The organism is Bacillus sp. FJAT-29814 (assembly GCF_001510715.1).
In the GTDB taxonomy this organism is placed as follows: Bacteria; Bacillota; Bacilli; order Bacillales; family Cytobacillaceae; genus Neobacillus.
In genome coordinates this window covers 376,642-393,473 of record NZ_LMTJ01000005.1, presented here as the reverse complement: position 1 = coordinate 393,473, position 16,832 = coordinate 376,642, and the positions used below count along the sequence as shown (strand labels likewise).

General features: G+C 42.4%; 17 protein-coding genes. 3 read left to right on the top strand and 14 right to left on the bottom strand.

Annotation, left to right across the window (positions count from 1 at the left end):
* Positions 1-23 precede the first annotated feature (23 nt).
* Genes AR334_RS14320 through AR334_RS14310 form a run of 3 tightly spaced genes read right to left on the bottom strand, consistent with a single transcriptional unit; the run spans position 24 to position 2,063 of the window.
* On the bottom strand, positions 24-437 hold the full coding sequence (locus AR334_RS14320; protein WP_066312118.1) for a Fur family transcriptional regulator: 414 nt from the start codon (positions 435-437) through the stop codon (positions 24-26).
* Positions 427-1,293, bottom strand: coding sequence for a metal ABC transporter permease (locus AR334_RS14315; protein WP_066312115.1), 867 nt, complete (start codon positions 1,291-1,293; stop codon positions 427-429). Before AR334_RS14315 ends, AR334_RS14320 begins: the two co-directional genes overlap by 11 nt.
* Positions 1,290-2,063, bottom strand: coding sequence for a metal ABC transporter ATP-binding protein (locus AR334_RS14310; RefSeq protein ID WP_066313847.1), 774 nt, complete (start codon positions 2,061-2,063; stop codon positions 1,290-1,292). Before AR334_RS14310 ends, AR334_RS14315 begins: the two co-directional genes overlap by 4 nt.
* Positions 2,064-2,218: 155 nt before the next feature.
* Between AR334_RS14310 and AR334_RS14305 the strand changes: the two genes are divergently transcribed.
* Positions 2,219-2,476, top strand: coding sequence for a DUF2624 domain-containing protein (locus AR334_RS14305; RefSeq protein WP_066312112.1), 258 nt, complete (start codon positions 2,219-2,221; stop codon positions 2,474-2,476).
* Positions 2,477-2,513: 37 nt separating this feature from the next.
* On the opposite strand, the gene AR334_RS14300 is transcribed toward AR334_RS14305, so the two are convergent.
* Together AR334_RS14300 and AR334_RS14295 are read right to left on the bottom strand one after the other, a co-directional pair.
* Positions 2,514-3,407: a deoxyribonuclease IV gene (locus tag AR334_RS14300; protein WP_066312109.1), complete on the bottom strand. Its 894-nt coding sequence runs from the start codon at positions 3,405-3,407 to the stop codon at positions 2,514-2,516.
* Positions 3,408-3,423: 16 nt separating this feature from the next.
* Positions 3,424-4,737: a DEAD/DEAH box helicase gene (locus AR334_RS14295; protein ID WP_066312100.1), complete on the bottom strand. Its 1,314-nt coding sequence runs from the start codon at positions 4,735-4,737 to the stop codon at positions 3,424-3,426.
* Positions 4,738-5,050: 313 nt separating this feature from the next.
* Between AR334_RS14295 and vrrA the strand changes: the two genes are divergently transcribed.
* On the top strand, positions 5,051-5,788 hold the full coding sequence (vrrA, locus tag AR334_RS14290) for a VrrA/YqfQ family protein (RefSeq protein WP_066312097.1): 738 nt from the start codon (positions 5,051-5,053) through the stop codon (positions 5,786-5,788).
* Between the two features lie 155 nt (positions 5,789-5,943).
* Positions 5,944-6,888: a 4-hydroxy-3-methylbut-2-enyl diphosphate reductase gene (locus AR334_RS14285; RefSeq protein ID WP_066312090.1), complete on the top strand. Its 945-nt coding sequence runs from the start codon at positions 5,944-5,946 to the stop codon at positions 6,886-6,888.
* 25 nt (positions 6,889-6,913) lie between these two features.
* On the opposite strand, the gene AR334_RS14280 is transcribed toward AR334_RS14285, so the two are convergent.
* The 9 genes from AR334_RS14280 to AR334_RS14240 all read right to left on the bottom strand — a co-directional run bounded on the left by AR334_RS14280 (position 6,914) and on the right by AR334_RS14240 (position 16,162).
* Positions 6,914-8,029 (bottom strand): Nif3-like dinuclear metal center hexameric protein, encoded by a 1,116-nt coding sequence (locus tag AR334_RS14280; RefSeq protein WP_066312088.1) that lies wholly within the window; start codon positions 8,027-8,029, stop codon positions 6,914-6,916.
* Complete coding sequence (locus AR334_RS14275) at positions 8,016-8,735, bottom strand: tRNA (adenine(22)-N(1))-methyltransferase TrmK (RefSeq protein ID WP_066312086.1); 720 nt, start codon at positions 8,733-8,735, stop codon at positions 8,016-8,018. The genes AR334_RS14280 and AR334_RS14275 overlap by 14 nt, the downstream gene beginning before the upstream one ends.
* Before the next feature lie 91 nt (positions 8,736-8,826).
* The gene (gene cccA / locus AR334_RS14270; protein WP_066312080.1) at positions 8,827-9,189 is read right to left on the bottom strand and encodes a cytochrome c550; all 363 of its coding nucleotides are present in this window, start codon (positions 9,187-9,189) and stop codon (positions 8,827-8,829) included.
* A gap of 197 nt (positions 9,190-9,386) precedes the next feature.
* A complete protein-coding gene (locus tag AR334_RS14265; protein ID WP_066312077.1) occupies positions 9,387-10,526 on the bottom strand; it encodes an acyl-CoA dehydrogenase family protein in 1,140 nt (379 codons plus the stop codon).
* Positions 10,527-10,897: 371 nt separating this feature from the next.
* Positions 10,898-12,031, bottom strand: coding sequence for an RNA polymerase sigma factor RpoD (gene rpoD, locus AR334_RS14260; RefSeq protein ID WP_066312072.1), 1,134 nt, complete (start codon positions 12,029-12,031; stop codon positions 10,898-10,900).
* 30 nt (positions 12,032-12,061) lie between these two features.
* A complete protein-coding gene (gene dnaG / locus AR334_RS14255) occupies positions 12,062-13,882 on the bottom strand; it encodes a DNA primase (protein WP_066312070.1) in 1,821 nt (606 codons plus the stop codon).
* A gap of 81 nt (positions 13,883-13,963) precedes the next feature.
* On the bottom strand, positions 13,964-14,326 hold the full coding sequence (locus AR334_RS14250) for a DUF188 domain-containing protein (RefSeq protein WP_253701297.1): 363 nt from the start codon (positions 14,324-14,326) through the stop codon (positions 13,964-13,966).
* Positions 14,327-14,688: 362 nt separating this feature from the next.
* Entirely contained in the window at positions 14,689-15,498 is an 810-nt protein-coding gene (locus tag AR334_RS14245) for a pyruvate, water dikinase regulatory protein (protein ID WP_066312068.1), read from the bottom strand.
* Between the two features lie 34 nt (positions 15,499-15,532).
* The gene (locus AR334_RS14240) at positions 15,533-16,162 is read right to left on the bottom strand and encodes a helix-turn-helix transcriptional regulator (protein WP_172799219.1); all 630 of its coding nucleotides are present in this window, start codon (positions 16,160-16,162) and stop codon (positions 15,533-15,535) included.
* Positions 16,163-16,832 lie beyond the last annotated feature (670 nt).

Genomic DNA, 16,832 nt, shown 5'->3' with positions numbered 1-16,832 from the left:
CTCGCGAATCGCGAGTTTTCTTGCTATTGGATACAATCCGGGCAGCGTCCATAAATTTCAAATTTATGCCCGGAAATATCATACCCCTTTAAATTTTCACTTAGGTCGTTCATTGGACAAGTTTCAATCTCCTTGGACTTGCCGCAGGCCAGACAAATAAAATGATGGTGATGCTCATGGTGCGAACAAGCGAACCGAAAATGCTTTTCACCGGATAATTCGGTCATTTCCAAAATCCCCATATTAACGAATAGCGAAAGATTCCGGTAAATCGTATCAAAGCTGAGCCCCGGGTAACCATCCTTTAACTGGTCCAGCACATCCTTTGCCGTTAAATATTTATCGCTTTCGGCAAATAATTGGAGCATGTCCTCCCGTTTCCCAGTCTGCTTAAAACCGTTCTCCTTTAAATATTGCAACGCCTCATTAACGTTCACCCTTCTGCACCTCCTGAAATCCTTTTCCTGCCCTTATTTTTCTATAAAAAATGGCAAGAACCAAAATGAACACCGATAGCATTACAATCGTGCCACCGGGAGCCAAATCTAAATAATAGGCCGCAAACAGTCCTCCAAGCACAGAGATCTCCCCAAATAGAACAGATAAAAAGATTGTCTGCTTAAAGCCTTTGGCAACCCGAATGCTTGCCGCAACAGGCAAGGTCATCAATGAGGAGACAAGCATAATCCCTACAATTCTCATCGATGCCGCAATGACTAGGGCAACCATTACAATAAAAATGAAATGTAGACTTTTTGCGGCTATGCCCGATGCTTTGGCAAACTCTTCATCGAAGGACAATAAAAATAATTCTTTATACAACAGAATGATCGTTAGAATCACCAAAACACTGATTACCAAAATCACCCATAAATCAGTCCGGCTAACCGCCGACACACTTCCAAATAAATAACCGAATAAGTCCGTATTAAATCCATTGGCCAGGGAAATAAAAATGACACCCAAACCGATCCCGCTTGAGAGGATGATCGGAATCGCCAGTTCCTGATAATGCTTGTAGACGTCTCTTAATTTCTCAATAAACAGTGAACCGCCAACGGAAAACACCATTCCCATATATAACGGGTTTAAGCCCGCCAATGAAGCGAAACTTTTTTCAAGCAATAAGCTTGCGGCAATACCAGCAAGGGTAACATGGCTTAGAGCATCCGCGATCAGTGAGAGTCGCCTGACGACGATAAATACTCCCAAGAGCGGTGCGAGGATGCCAATCAGAATTCCTGTCAAAAAGGCGTTTTGTAAAAATTCATATTGAAAAATTCCTGAAATCACTTTAAAACGCCCCCGTGTTCATGGTTGTGATGCAACAGATGAATTTCATGGCCATAGACTTTAGACACATCTTCTCTTTGCAACTGTTGAAATTCCTCAACATCGCCATGGAAATGCAGCTGTTTATTTAAGCAGGCCACATGGGTCACCCGGTCAGAAATCGTGCCGATATCATGGGTAACCAAAAGGAGCGTAATTCCATGTTTTTTATTTAAGCTGCTCAGCATTTGGTAAAACGCGTTCACATTGCCGGCGTCCACCCCAACAGTGGGTTCATCGAGAATAAGCAGCTCCGGTTCACTAATCAGCGCCCGGGCAATAAAAACCCGTTGCTGCTGCCCCCCTGACAATTCACCGATATTTCTATCCTTGAAAGGCCTCATTCCTACTGCATCAAGTGCTGTCAGCACCTTTTCGGCATGTTCCTTTTTAAAAAAAGTAAACATTCCGAGCTTTTTGGTCAATCCGCTGGCAACAACTTCAAAAACTGTAGCAGGAAAGCCGGTATTAAAGGAATTTGCCTTTTGAGAAACGTATCCGATTTTCTGCCAATCCTTGAATTTATGGATTTCTTGGCCGAATAGGTAAATTTGTCCCGTTTGCATCCTTAGCAGCCCTAAAATTAACTTGAGCAATGTTGATTTTCCGGAACCATTTGGACCGACGATCGCCAAAAAAGCACCCTTAGGCACCGATAAACTTACATTTTCAAGAACGAGCTCTTTTTCATATTGATAAAATAATTGATTAATTTCGATAGTGGATTTCATTGCTTTTGCCATCACCTTTAATTTTAAGAATCATTACGATTTAACTCCAAGTAGTATACAATAGCCATTTTTGATTGTAAAGCACAATACCCATATTAAACCGTGTCACACTCCTTTTAACTGTTACATAAATTATCACGGAGGAGTGATCAAGGGTGAGGATTTTTGAAAGCATCATTAATCATAAAATAAACACGATTACTGCGGAAGAATTAGTTAAATATGCCAATCAATTTAATATTTCCGTTACTCGCGCCCAGGCAAAAAAGATTGCCGAATACTTAAGAGGGAAAAATATCAATATCTTCGATGATGGCCAGCGTACCCGATTAATCAGGGAAATTGCCAAAGCAGCAGGGCCGCAAACAGCACGGGAAGTAAATAAATTATTTACGGAACTGGCAAAAAAATAATAAAGCTGTGCACCTTGGCACAGCTTTTTGTCATCTATTAGGATTGCATAATTTTTATTAACAGATCTTCATCGAAGTTTTGGCCGCGCAGCATGGCTATCTCATGCTTATACGGGGCTTTTTTATTGTTTTTGTCTTCCCCGACAAACGGAGTTTCCAAGATTTTCGGAATGTCCGTCAACTGTGGATGATGAACAATATAGTTTAATGCTTTAAAACCAATTTGCCCAAAACCGATATTTTCATGACGGTCTTTTCTCGCGCCACTTGGATTTTTACTGTCATTAATATGGAGGACCTTCAATCGGTCCACACCGACAATCTTGTCAAACTCATTTAATACGCCATCAAAATCTTCGACAATATTATAGCCGGCATCATGAGTATGGCAGGTGTCAAAGCAGACGGACAGTTTGTCGTTATGATGGACACCATCGATAATCATCGCCAGCTCTTCAAACGATCTCCCGCATTCGGAACCCTTCCCAGCCATCGTTTCCAGGGCGATCTGGACGTTTTCTTTGCCTGTTAATACTTCATTCAAACCCTCGATAATTTTCATAATACCAGCCTCTGTCCCGGCACCGACGTGAGCGCCAGGATGAAGGACAATTTGTTGTGCCCCTATAGCTTCTGTTCGCTCAATTTCCGAGGATAAGAACCTGACCCCAAGATCAAATGTGTCGGGGGTGGTTGTATTGCCAATATTGATGATATAGGGGGCATGAACAACGATTTCGGTAATGCCGTTAGCCTCCATATGTTTTCTTCCAGCTTCAATATTAAGGTCTTCTATTTTTTTCCTTCTAGTATTCTGGGGCGCACCAGTATAAATCATAAAGGTATTACCGCCATAGGATACAGCTTCCTCACTGGCGGCAAGCAGCATGCCTTTTCCGCTCATCGATACGTGAGAACCAATTTTCAACATATTTCCCTCTCCATCCTTATTTCTTTTTATTTAATTTCCTCTGCCGCTTTTTGATTTTGTCCATTTCCGCCTGCATTTTCTTTTTATAGCCCGGTTTTACCTGTTTTGGTTTTTTTACGACTGACTTTGCCAATTTATCGGCCTCGTCTTTTTGTTTAACCCGGGTTTTGCGGCGATTGCGGTTTTCTAATTCGATAAACTGGCCATTTTTTAAATCGACATTCATAAATTCGATGCCCATTTTTTCAAGGCGATTCAAGGCATCCTCATCCGACAAAGTGTAGATGGTCAAGGCAATTCCGTTATTGCCTGCACGTGCTGTCCGTCCAACTCGATGAATATAAAAATCCAAATCAGTGGGAAGTTCGTAGTTAATCACATGGCTAACGCCTTCAATATCGATTCCTCTTGAGGCCAGATCGGTTGCGACAATATATTGGAACTCCAAATCCTGAATTTGCTTCATCATTTTTTTTCGTTCTCTTGGATTTAAATCCCCATGTACACGGCCAACCTTCAGGCCTTTCTGATTGAGAAACTCAGCCACTTCTTCCGCCATTTTCTTTGTATTGGTAAATACAATCGCCAAATACGGGTTGTACGCAAGTAACGCATCATGAACGAGTTCTTTTTTATCGCGGTGCCGTGAAGGCAATAGATAATGGACAAGATTTTCGGCCGCTTTTCTATTCGGTTCAATTTGAATCAGCTTTGGATTTTCCATATATTTTTTTAAGAATGGCTTTAACTTTTCCGGTATGGTGGCTGAAAATACTAACATCTGAAGGTCTTCGGGCATTCTTGAAGCAACGCGGTCGACATCCTCTATAAATCCCATGTCTAACATCATATCGGCTTCATCGACAACAAGCATTTTTGCCGTATGAATGAATAGTGCCTGTTCATTAACTAAATCATAAATCCTGCTGGGCGTGCCAACAACGATATGTGGCTGTACCTTTAATTTATCTATCGTCCGCTGCTTGTCCGTTCCGCCGATATACATTTTCGTAATGATCTGCTTTTCTGAAGGGCAATGCTCGGTGACCTTCAGGATTTGCTGGTAAATTTGTGATGCTAGTTCCCTTGTCGGTGCGGTAATCACAGCCTGAACCTGCTGGCGCTCGGGGTCTATCTTTTCTATTATCGGAAGCGCATAGGCCAAGGTTTTACCTGTCCCGGTTTGGGATTGGCCGATTGCACTCTCCCCTTTTAAGACTACCGGAATCATCCTTTCCTGGATTTCCGTCGGTTCAAAGAAACCTTTATGATTTAGCGCGTCCATAATAAACGGCTGAAACTTAAAATGATCAAATTTATTTTCTTTCATCATATGTACTCCTTAACAATTTATAAAAAGCGATCTGCTCATTAACTCCATTCAATTCGCTATGTCCCATGTAATTATAGTAAAGTTCCGGCCAAACCGCCAGTTATTATCATCTTTTACCACTCTGATGTTTTTAAAACCAAAAATTCAAGGTTTATCTGTGCCGATTACCTAAACCAAAATGGGTTGATAGCATATTGTAAACCAAGGGGGTAAAGTGTAACTAGCGTACTTTACAAGGCGAATGCATCTTAGGTGTAATGCGGGTACAAACGCCTGTTAACGTGTAATCGAAGAGAGGAGGCTGACAGGTATGCAGCCAAGACCTATGTTGCCGATTCAAGGGGGGATGAGACCGCCCGGACCTGGTCTCTTTGGCGGTGGTGGTTCAATGATGAGACCAGGAGCCGGTTTGTTTGGGGGTGGACGGTCAATGGGCGGTTTAGGCGGCCCAGGCCTATTTGGCGGCGGAAGATCTATGATGGGACAGACGGGAGGCCCACTTGGCGGAATGATGGGCGGTCAGCAAATGGGCCGTGGCGGCGGGTTGTTGTCGAGACTATTGGGAAGAGGAAATCCAATGGGCGGAATGATGGGTGGGCCGGGCGGAATGATGGGCGCGGCCGGAAGAGCAGCAGGAGGCGGCGGCGGGCTGCTCCAATCGCTGTCAAATCCAGGCGGACTGATGAATATGCTCAACAATACCCAGCAGCTAATCAGAACGGCCCAATCCATTGCCCCGATGGTTCAGCAGTACGGCCCATTGGTTAGGAGTCTTCCGGGATTATGGAAGCTTTATCGCGGGTTGAAAAACTCAGACGATACGGAGACATCAGAAAAATCAACGGCAAAGACTACGACCAAGAGCCGTGATGAATCCTCGGATACTGAAGCAACAACAAAAAGTAGGTCCACGAAGAAAAGGACTGGCAAAAAGAGAACTGGCATGACGACTAAACAAAAGAGAACTGGCACGACGACTAAACAAAAGACCACTGCCGAAAAACCGCGGCAGCAACGAGGGGCATCGGTCCCAAAATTATATATCTAAATGATGGAATGCTGCGGGCACTACTCCAGCATTCTTTTCATTTTTACATAACCACAGAACACCAGGAAAAATGTATCTTTGTATTATTTCTATTAGTTTTATATAATAAACACGTAGACTATTAAATTTAAGCCTTTTTCAGGAGGATAAAATAAATGCAAATTATCAAGATTTCCCCGCGCGGCTATTGTTATGGTGTTGTCGATGCCATGGTGATTGCCAGAAATGCCGCTTTGGATAAAACGTTGCCCCGTCCGATTTATATTCTCGGAATGATTGTCCATAACAAACATGTTACCGATGCGTTTGAAGAGGAAGGAATTATTACCCTTGACGGAAATAACCGCATGGATATCCTTGAAAAAGTCGATAAAGGAACAGTCATCTTTACGGCACATGGAATTTCTCCGGAAGTTAGGGAGCTTGCCAAAAAGAAGGGCCTCGTCGCGATTGATGCTACGTGCCCCGACGTAACAAGAACACATGACCTAATCCAAGAAAAAGCACAGCTGGGCTATCAGACCATCTATATTGGCAAAAAAGGGCACCCAGAACCGGAAGGCGCGCTAGGCGTTGCGCCAGGTATGGTGCATTTAGTCGAAACACCCGCTGATGTGGAAGCCTTAGAGCTGGATTATGATAAATTGATTGTCACCAACCAAACAACGATGAGCCAATGGGACGTTGCCGACACAATGAAAAAGGTTCAGGAGAAGTATCCGCATGTTGAGGTCCACAATGAGATTTGCCATGCGACCCAAATTCGTCAGGAAGCTGTCGCCGAGCAGGCGCAGCAGGCAGATGTAACCATTGTAGTCGGTGACCCAAAAAGCAATAACTCCAATCGTCTGGCACAGGTTTCGCAGGAAATTGCTGGAACAAAGGCTTATCGGATAGCCGATATCACCGAACTGGACATTGAGTGGATCAAGGATGCCAAAACAGTGGCTGTTACCGCTGGTGCCTCGACTCCTACACCAATCACAAAAGAAGTGATCAGCTTCCTTGAACAATTTGATCCGAATAACGAAGCCACTTGGGAGCGCAGAAAAAACGTCCCGTTAAATAAAATTTTGCCGAAAGTTAAAAGAGAAAGCTAAAAAACCGGTCTGCCGACCGGTTTTTTTATACATACTTAAATGGATTTGTATCAACTTCTGATGGAAATATCTCCACATGGTAGCCTTCGTCCTGGCACATTTGCTGCAATGTTTTTGTTAGTCCTTTTTTCATAACTTTTTCGACGTTATGGCCCGGATCGATCATATTGAGGCCCTGCATCATTGCATCGTGTGCGGTGTGATAATAAATATCTCCAGTTATATATACATCAGCGCCCTTAAATTTGGCATGGGAGAAGTATTTATTGCCATCGCCGCCCAGCACGGCAACCTTGGACACCTTATCATGTAAATCTCCTACAACCCGTAATCGTTCGACATCGAGAGCAGATTTTACTTTTTCCGCAAACTCACCTAATGTCATTTGAGGAATTTTTCCAATCCGGCCAAGTCCGAGAGCCTCTCCCTTGTTATCAAGCGGATATAGATCATAGGCGACCTCTTCATAAGGATGGGCCTTTATCATGGCCGTTACGGCCTTTTTAACCAAAGGCTCTGGAACAATTGTTTCAATGCGCACTTCTTCAACCGCTTCTAGCTCACCGGCTTTTCCAATATACGGGTTGGTATCTGCACCTGGCATAAAGCGGCCGGTCCCCGCCCCGGTGAAGGAACAATGGCTGTAATTGCCGATGAAACCGGCACCTGCATTACCAAGCGCCTCCCTGACTTGATCAGCATGGCTTACCGGCACAAAGATGACCAGTTTTTTAAGCTTAGTATCAAAAGTCGGCACCAAGACCTCGGTCCCTTCCAACCCCAATGCCTCGGCTAGCCAATCATTGACTCCGCCTTTAGCCACATCAAGGTTCGTATGGGCCGCATATACCGCAATATCATTTTTAATTACCTTTTCAATCATCCGTCCCGGAATGGTATCCGTCATGATATTTTTCAACGGGCGAAAAATAGGTGGATGATGGGCAATAATTAGCTGGACATCTTTTTCGATTGCTTCGTCAATGACATTTTCAAGAACATCGAGGGCAATCATCACCCTTTCCACCTTTTTATTTAAGCGGCCAATCTGCAGGCCAATCTTATCCCCTTCCATGGCCAAGTTTTTCGGTGAAAATTTCTCAAACAACCCAATAATCTCATGACCATTAGGAATTTTCATGTGCTAACGCCTCCTCAACCAGTCTTATTTTTATTAACAGCTCCTGTTTTTTTTCATTCGTTTCAGGGGTCTGTGCTGCCCCTTCAAGCTGCTGGATGATTTTTTGCCAATTTTTGATTTCTGAGAGCCATTTTTTCTCAAAAGCAGCAGACTTCGTTTGGTGCAAGAAAGGTCCCATTAACAGACCCCTTGGCAAATTTTCTGTATAAGGCTTGTATGGGTCCCCTTTTTCGGCAGCCAGAATCTCGTAAATTTTCCCATCCTCTTCCAGGATTTCTTCAGCGATAAGTTCCCAGCCATTCTCAATGAACCATCTACGAATGGCTTCCACGCCAATATTTGGCTGCAGGACAAGCCTGTTTACTGATCCGAGCTTTTCCTTTCCCGCTTCTAAAATACTGGCAATTAAAGTACCGCCCATCCCAGCAATTGTAATGCAATCGACTTCTCCGGCTCCAATCACTTCAAGCCCATCTCCCATCCTGACGGAAATCTGGTGGGTTAATCCTTCTGACAATACATTTTTCTCCGCCGAATGGAACGGGCCTGCTGCAACTTCACCTGCAATTGCAAACGGAATTCCGCTATTTTTGACCAAATAACATGGCAGATAGGCATGATCCGAGCCAATATCGGCAACCCTTGCACGATTTGGAACATACTTGGCGACCGTTTCCAGGCGCTTCGATAATTTATCTGTATTCAAATATTTACACCACTCTTCAAAATATGTCTGTCTTAATAATATAAAAGGTCCTTTGCAGATGCAAAGAACCTGTGAAGTGCATTTGAAAAAATTACTTTAATTTAGAAATAAAATCAGCCATAGCATCAACCTGGGCTGGTTGTAAAGATTGCGGCGGCATGCTGCCTTTACCTTTGGTAATGATTTCTGAAACCTGTTCTTTAGATAATCCGGTGCCCTTTAATTTTGGACCGACAACCCCTTGATATTGATCGCCGTGACAGGCAATACAAGATTGCTTATAAATGTCCTCCGGCTTCGTCGCGGCAACTTCAGTTTTCTCGTTCCCGCCGCCTTCCCCATTTTCCTTTGCAAGATCTCTCGCATCACCAAGGCCTTTGAACGACAATATGAACATCAGTGCAATTCCAAAAACCATGATGAGAATGTAAGGAATAACTGGATTTCGTTTCACGATATAACCTCCCTTATGTACGTATAACAGTTAAATAAATAAATCGTCTGCAAACAACTACTATTTTACTTTAAAATGTCCGGAAGGGAAAGACCTAAACTTATTTTATCACTATAATCTTTAATAAAAATAAAGTAAAACAAAAGAGGCTGACGATTTTTGTCCAGCCTCTTGTTAACTTTCCCTATTTTATTAAATTAACAACCAATCAATCTTGAAATGACCATTCTTTGAACCTCCGAGGTGCCCTCGCCGATTTCAAGGAGTTTGGCATCACGCATCATCCGCTCTACATGGTATTCCTTCATGTACCCGTAGCCGCCATGAATTTGTACAGCCTGGCTGGTTACTTCCATGCAAATTTCCGATGCATACAGCTTGCACATTGCCGCCTCCTTGGAAAACGTTCTTTCTTGGTCCTTTAACCAAGCGGCTTTATAAACCATATTCCGGGCAAGTTCAATTTTAAGGGCCATATCGGCCAGTTTAAATTGAATCGCCTGGAAGGACGACAACGATTTGCCAAACTGTTTCCGTTCCTTGGCATAAGCTAGCGCCTTTTCATAAGCTCCCTGGGCAATTCCGACAGCCATTGCCCCGATTCCGATCCGCCCACCATCAAGGGTAATCAAAAATTGCTTAAAGCCCTCTCCGCGCCTGCCCAGCAGGTTCTCCACCGGAACCCTTACATCCTCTATCACAAGTTCGGTAGTGTTGGATGAATTCAATCCCATTTTTTCATAGTTATCAATCACGGTAAATCCTGGACTATCCGTCGGCACAATGATGGCGCTGATTTCCTTTTTCCCATCCTTTTCACCGGTAATGGCTGTAAGGGCCAAGTGCTTGGCAAAACTAGCATTGGTAATAAAACATTTATTGCCGTTAATGACATATTCCCCATTCGCTTCCTTGGCGGTTGTCCGGGTGCCGCCCGCGTCAGAACCAGCATTTGGTTCAGTGAGTCCAAAGGCTCCCAATGATTCACCGGTACAAATCGGAGTTAAGTATTTTTGCTTTTGTTCTTCCGTTCCGAATAAGTAAAGCGGAGCGCCACCCAAAGATATATGTGCCGAATATGTAATTCCCGTGGAACCGCATACTCTGCTCAACTCTTCAACAACAATCGCAAAACTGATCGTATCAGCCCCACCTCCCCCGTATTGTTCCGGAAAGGGCAGCCCCATCATGCCCATGTCTGCTAACTTTTTAAATATTTCAGCTGGAAATTGTTTGGTCCGGTCACGCTCAATTGCACTTGGAGCCACCTCTTCTTCGGCAAACTGGCGAATTGTCCGCTTGATCATCTCCTGTTCCGAAGTTAAATCAAAGTTCATTTCCATTCCCCCACATGCTATTTTTGTATGCGCTTTCTTTATCATTATACGTGGGTCACCTAATATTTCTCAACATTTAAAAACTTTCAAAAATATTTTATTATCTAAATATAATGGATATATTCATTAATATTCTTTGAACCCCCTCTACTCAATGACAATATAGTGAATATTACGTGCATTTCCTTTTCTAAAAAAATAAAGCCAGGGTCTTTTGCTAATTATTTTTTCAGGGCGCATTTGCAAAATGAGAGACAATTCAGTAAAATAAATTACAACTACAGAAAATGCTTTCATTTCCTGAGATGTAGGCATCAGGCAAAAAAAAATAGTTTACCTCTGTTAGGAAGTAAACCATTTTTTAACATATTTTATTCCAAGAAATCTTTTAGACGTTTGCTGCGGCTAGGGTGACGCAGCTTCCGCAATGCTTTTGCTTCAATTTGACGGATACGTTCGCGCGTGACACCAAAGACCTTTCCAACCTCTTCAAGGGTCCGGGTCCGGCCGTCATCAAGGCCAAAGCGAAGTCTGAGGACATTTTCTTCTCTGTCTGTTAATGTATCAAGGACATCTTCAAGCTGCTCCTTTAAAAGTTCATAGGCAGCATGCTCTGAAGGAGAGGTGGCATCCTGGTCTTCGATAAAATCACCAAGATGGGAATCATCCTCTTCGCCAATTGGTGTTTCCAAAGAAACTGGCTCTTGAGCGATTTTTAAAATTTCTCTAACCTTATCCGGTGTTAAATCCATATCTTCGGCAATCTCCTCCGGAGTTGGTTCGCGACCAAGGTCCTGGAGTAATTGGCGCTGAACACGAATCAGCTTGTTGATCGTTTCAACCATATGGACCGGAATCCGAATCGTTCTGGCCTGGTCAGCTATGGCACGGGTAATCGCCTGGCGGATCCACCATGTCGCATACGTACTGAATTTAAAGCCTTTACGATAATCAAACTTTTCAACAGCTTTGATTAGGCCCATATTGCCTTCTTGAATAAGGTCCAAGAACAGCATGCCCCGGCCGACATAGCGTTTGGCAATGCTAACAACGAGACGAAGATTCGCTTCAGCCAGTCTGCGTTTTGCTTCTTCATCACCTTGTTCAATCCGGTGAGCCAGGTTAATTTCATCATCCGCGGACAGTAAATCAACGCGGCCAATTTCTTTCAAATACATCCGCACGGGGTCATTAATCTTTACCCCTGGTGGAACACTTAGATCATTTAAATCGAATTCGTCGTCATCCCCTTTTGCTAATTCCTTAACGCTAGGATCTTCCTCGTCATCACTATCACCGACTAATTCAATTCCCTGGTCACCCAGAAATTCATAAAATTCATCCATTTGATGCGAGTCCATTTCAAAATTAGCCATCTTTTCGGCAATATCGTCATAGGCAAGGACACCGACTTTCTTTCCCATTTCCGTTAATTGATCTTTTACCTGTTCCAAGGTCAGTTCATTCTCAACCTCATTTGCGCGGGCTGACTTTTCAGCTGCCATATGGGGGCCCTCCTTCCAAAATCAAAGACACTACACTGAATTTATAGATTTTCGTAATAATTCAATTTCTGCTAATAAAGTAACAGCTTTGGTAATATCACTTTGCCGTTCTGCTTCCTTTAATTCCACTTCTTTTTCTTTTATTTTTAACAACTTTTTATGATTCAACACCTGTTTGATATAATCAGTTAATTCCTGATCAGATAATTCATCATTAAGTGACATCATTTCGATGTTGGCAACGATTCTTCTAAGATTCTCATCTTGAATGTAGGATAAAAATGCGCTTGAATCAGGATGCTCATGTTCTTCGTAAAATGCCAATAAATAGGTTATTATTGCCTGATGGTCATCGATATTAAACGTGTCTCCCGCCAATTTTTCTTCTACTTTATAGGCAACTTCCCTATTTTTTAGCATATGAGCAATTAACCGTCTTTCAGCGGTATAGTAGGCAGGTTTTAATTCATTGGCTTGTTTTTGAATAAGCATTGGCCTATGGTTTGTATCAGCTTTGCCCGCCGCCTGCTTTTTCTCCGCAAAATAAATCTGTCTTTCCTGCTGTTTTAACGAATCCAATGATAAGGAAAATTCGGACGCTAGCTGTCGTAAATAATGGTCCTTTTCAACTGCTTTTGACAGCTTGCTAATTTCTTTAATTATTGTTTCGATATAGGAAAGCCTATCTCCTTCATTTTTCAGATTTTTTCCTCTGCGGAAATAACGAAATTTAAACGCCATCCAAGTTAAACTTGCACCAATGACTTCACTTCGGAATTTCTCTGAGCCATTTGCCTTAATATACTCATCCGGGTCCATGCCATCAGGCATAACAGCCACTTTAATTTGAAAACCGGCTTCATTAAGAAGGTTACCTGCCCTGAAAGCTGCTTCAATCCCTGCCTTATCGGAATCGTAGCAGATAGTCATGGTTTGGATACTTTGTCGCAATAGAGCGATATGGTCATCTGTCAAGGCTGTCCCCATCGTGGCTATGCCATTATCGACCCCAGCCCGATCAGCTGCAATGCAATCGGCAAACCCTTCAAATAAAACAGCTTGCTGCAATTTTTTTATAGCAGGTTTTGCCAAGTGGTAATTATATAAAATTTTACTTTTATTAAAGATTGCCGTTTCAGGGCTATTTAAATATTTGGGCTCATCGGCCCCTAGTGTTCTCCCGGAAAAAGCAATCGTATTGCCATTCTTATCAAATATCGGAAACATGATTCGGTCGCGAAACCGGTCGAAATAAGTGCCATCCCGTTCACGTTTTATAATGAGACCGGCCTTTTCCATCCATTCTGGGGGGAAGTTGCGTTTTGCAAGAAATTTCACGACAAAATCCCACGAATTTAAAGAATATCCGATTTGAAATTTTTCAATCGACTCGTGGGTAAAGCCCCTTGCCAACAAATATTCCAAAGCATGCTGGCCTTCCTTTGTGTTTACCAATAAGTGATGATAAAATTTACGTGATAGTTCATGTGCTTCGTGAATCGATTGCAGCTCTTTGGATATCTTCGTCTCTTTATGGACTGACGACAGATTGATATCCAACTCCACATTGGCTTTGGCTGCCAGTTTTATCGCGGCTTCCTGAAAGGAGATGGCTTCAAGCTCCATTAAAAATGAAAAAACATTTCCTCCTGCTCCGCATCCGAAGCAATGAAAAATTTGTTTATCAGGTGATACTGAAAAAGAGGGGGTGCTTTCCCCATGGAAAGGACACAAACCGAAGTAATTTCGCCCCTGCTTTTTCAATTGGACATAATCGCTGATGACCTCGACTATATCGACAGCCTGACGAATTTGGCTTATTTTTTCTTCGGCAATCCGTTCCGCCTTCATGGAATAACATCTCCATTTTTTAGTACTACTTCTTATTCGGCAGAAAATCTTAAATTCCTGCAAATTTCGACAAAATTCTTCTTAATTCCTTCGTGAACCGTAACCAATCTTCCATTTGGAAAGGTTTTGGTCTTTTCCGTACATGCCCCTTTTTCTTGCTTTGGCTTTTAAGAACCTGATATCCAGGGCAGTTTGGATATCTTTTTCTTCAAATAAAAACCCCTTTGGAGAAATCGTTTGGATCTCCTTAGGAAGTAAAGTGGATGCGAGGCCAATATCCTGCGTAATAACAATATCCCCTCGCTTGGCATGATTCATAATGAATAGGTCCGCGGCTTCCTTTCCGGAATCAACATATTTCCAGCTAGCGTATGTATCCTTCTCGTTTGAATGGTGATTATTAGGAAGCCACAAAAACAACTGGAACGGCAACTGTTGAAGCAATTTCGACAATCTCCGCATTTACTGGACATGAATCTGCATCGACATATATTGTCGGAATGCCGATTATATCTGTACTAATTCTACATCACTCCACATATTCCTTCTTTTCCGCTTAATTTTATTAATAAATCTCAGGAGGCTAACCTAAAGCGAAAAAGGATTTATGTCGAATATTTTTTTAGGTCTCCCCTTGACATCTCACAATAAATAGTTTATTCGTTCACTAGCAACTCTAAACCTAAAAAGTATTATTTTTATCACAATTTTTTATTATAGTACATTCATTGTCTTTTTGCCATAATAATTTCTTCGTTTTTATAGTTTTTTATATAGGAAAAAACACATAATCTGATGATTATGTGTTAGGCTCTCCCTTTTTGAATATAATTTAAGATCACATTCGCTGTTTCTTCTACAGCTTTATTCGTCACATCAATGACAGGACAATGTATTTTATTGACTACCTTCTCAAAAAAGAGCAGCTCCTCTTTAATCCGATCAATGTTCGCATAACTTGCTTGGTCATTTAGTCCCAGGGAAATCAAGCGTTCCCTTCTGATGTTATTTAACTTTTCCGGACTAATTTTTAATCCGAAGCATTTTTCCTTTGGCACTTTAAAAAGTTCCTCCGGCGGTTCCACTTCCGGGACAAGCGGTACATTGGCCACTTTCAAACGTTTATGGGCAAGGTATTGAGATAAAGGCGTTTTTGACGTTCTGGACACGCCAATCAAAATAATATCCGCTTTTAAAATCCCTCGTGGGTCGCGGCCGTCATCATATTTGACAGCAAATTCGATTGCTTCGACTTTTTTAAAATATTCCTCATCAAGTTTTCTGACCAGTCCAGGCTCAAACAAAGGTGTTTTGCCGCTAAATTGCTGGATTTGGTCCATAATCGGGCCAATTAAGTCGACTGAAGAAATCCCCTCCTGCTCCGCCCTTTCTTTCATATATGTACGAATTTCCGGCTTTACCAGCGTATAAGCCACCATGGCTTTATCCAGAGAAACCAGCGATAAAACTTCATCAATATCCTCTTTATCTTCTACATAAGGGAACCGTTTTAACGTCATACCGGCACCATTGAATTGGCTGATTGCAGCTTTTGTTACCAATTCAGCAGTCTCACCTACAGAATCGGATACAACATAAATGATTGGTGAATTCATTCTCCCTCACCATCTCCTTCTTTTCCATCATTTTCTATTCTTCGCCTAACGCTACGAATGCTTTTGTTATATTTGTTTTGGTAATTCTTCCAATGACCTCGTAACCTTTATCTGTTTTTCTGACGACCGGGATGGCATCAATTTGCTTTTCAATCAGCTTCCTGGCGATATCAATTAATAAATCATCCCGTTCACACATCGTAATATTCGGCATTCGAGTCATGATAATATGGACTGGAATCGTAATCAGTTCCTGTTTACCGATGCTTGCACGAAGGAGGTCCTTTCTTGATACAACACCGACTAGTAAAGAATTTGTGTCTACAACAAATAATGTTCCCACATCCTCAAGGAACATGGTGCAAATGGCATCGTAAACCGAAACATTTTCATTTACCACTACAGGGATGGACTGGTAATCCTTCACGTAGATTTTTTGGAGATTTTCGGTTAGCAGCTGCGTACCGGATTTTCCTGTATAAAAATAACCGACACGCGGTCGGGCATCAAGAAAGCCTGCCATCGTCAATATCGCCAAATCGGGACGCAAGGTTGCCCGCGTCAAATTCAACTGTTCGGCAATTTGTTCCCCGGTAATCGGCCCTTGTTCCTTGACAATATGTAAAATCTGCTCTTGGCGTTTGTTCAGTTCTATCGTACTCACCACCTTTTTTCAAGAGAAAGGTATTTTAATAAATATTATAACTTAGTCGGTGATTTATTTAAAATGAATTGATAAAAGGTGCGGAACGGGGCCGCACTTCAGGGTACAGAAAAATCTTCGTTAGCCCTTCAATTTATTCCTAGTCTTTAATAATTAAATTAAATTCATAAAATCTATGCACCTTGTCTGTTGATTTGTGCTCCTGGCACTTCGCTTTCCGCGGGCGTGCCGGGGAGCCTCCTCGGCGCTGAAGCGCCTGCGGGGTCTCCCCTGTCCCGTCCTCCCGCAGGAGTCTTCGTGCCTTCCGCGCAAATCAACAGAGCTTATTTAAATAAGACTTCGCACACAACTTTTTTTATGAGAAGAAAAGCTTTCTCAACCCCCGATTACGACCAAAATTTCGATAAAGCCCTTGGTCTAGGTCAATAAGAGTAGTTCATAACGACCGGTTCCTTAAAAATTAACGAAATCGGTCACGTAGAAGTGTTCTCCGCGACCAAAATGCTTGTGCAAAGGAGAAAATTGGTCACGTAGAGGGATTCTACGTGACCTAAATGGCGGGGAAAAAGAGAAATCGGTCACGTAGAAGGATTAAGTCTATATAATTGTGTAAAAAGAAAGGTCATCAATCATGATCCGTGTTAAAATGTTTTTTTCGACCAAGAAAATC

Coding starts and splice junctions, on each gene's coding strand:
- vrrA (WP_066312097.1), top strand. CDS start 5,051: ATGCAGCCAAGACCTATGTTGCCGATTCAAGGGGGGATGAGACCGCCC.
- dnaG (WP_066312070.1), bottom strand. CDS start 13,882: ATGAAGGCGGAACGGATTGCCGAAGAAAAAATAAGCCAAATTCGTCAG.
- rpoD (WP_066312072.1), bottom strand. CDS start 12,031: ATGGCAGCTGAAAAGTCAGCCCGCGCAAATGAGGTTGAGAATGAACTG.
- AR334_RS14280 (WP_066312088.1), bottom strand. CDS start 8,029: ATGAAAATTCCTAATGGTCATGAGATTATTGGGTTGTTTGAGAAATTT.
- AR334_RS14310 (WP_066313847.1), bottom strand. CDS start 2,063: ATGAAATCCACTATCGAAATTAATCAATTATTTTATCAATATGAAAAA.
- AR334_RS14245 (WP_066312068.1), bottom strand. CDS start 15,498: ATGAATTCACCAATCATTTATGTTGTATCCGATTCTGTAGGTGAGACT.
- AR334_RS14300 (WP_066312109.1), bottom strand. CDS start 3,407: ATGTTGAAAATTGGTTCTCACGTATCGATGAGCGGAAAAGGCATGCTG.
- AR334_RS14295 (WP_066312100.1), bottom strand. CDS start 4,737: ATGAAAGAAAATAAATTTGATCATTTTAAGTTTCAGCCGTTTATTATG.
- AR334_RS14265 (WP_066312077.1), bottom strand. CDS start 10,526: ATGAACTTTGATTTAACTTCGGAACAGGAGATGATCAAGCGGACAATT.
- AR334_RS14285 (WP_066312090.1), top strand. CDS start 5,944: ATGCAAATTATCAAGATTTCCCCGCGCGGCTATTGTTATGGTGTTGTC.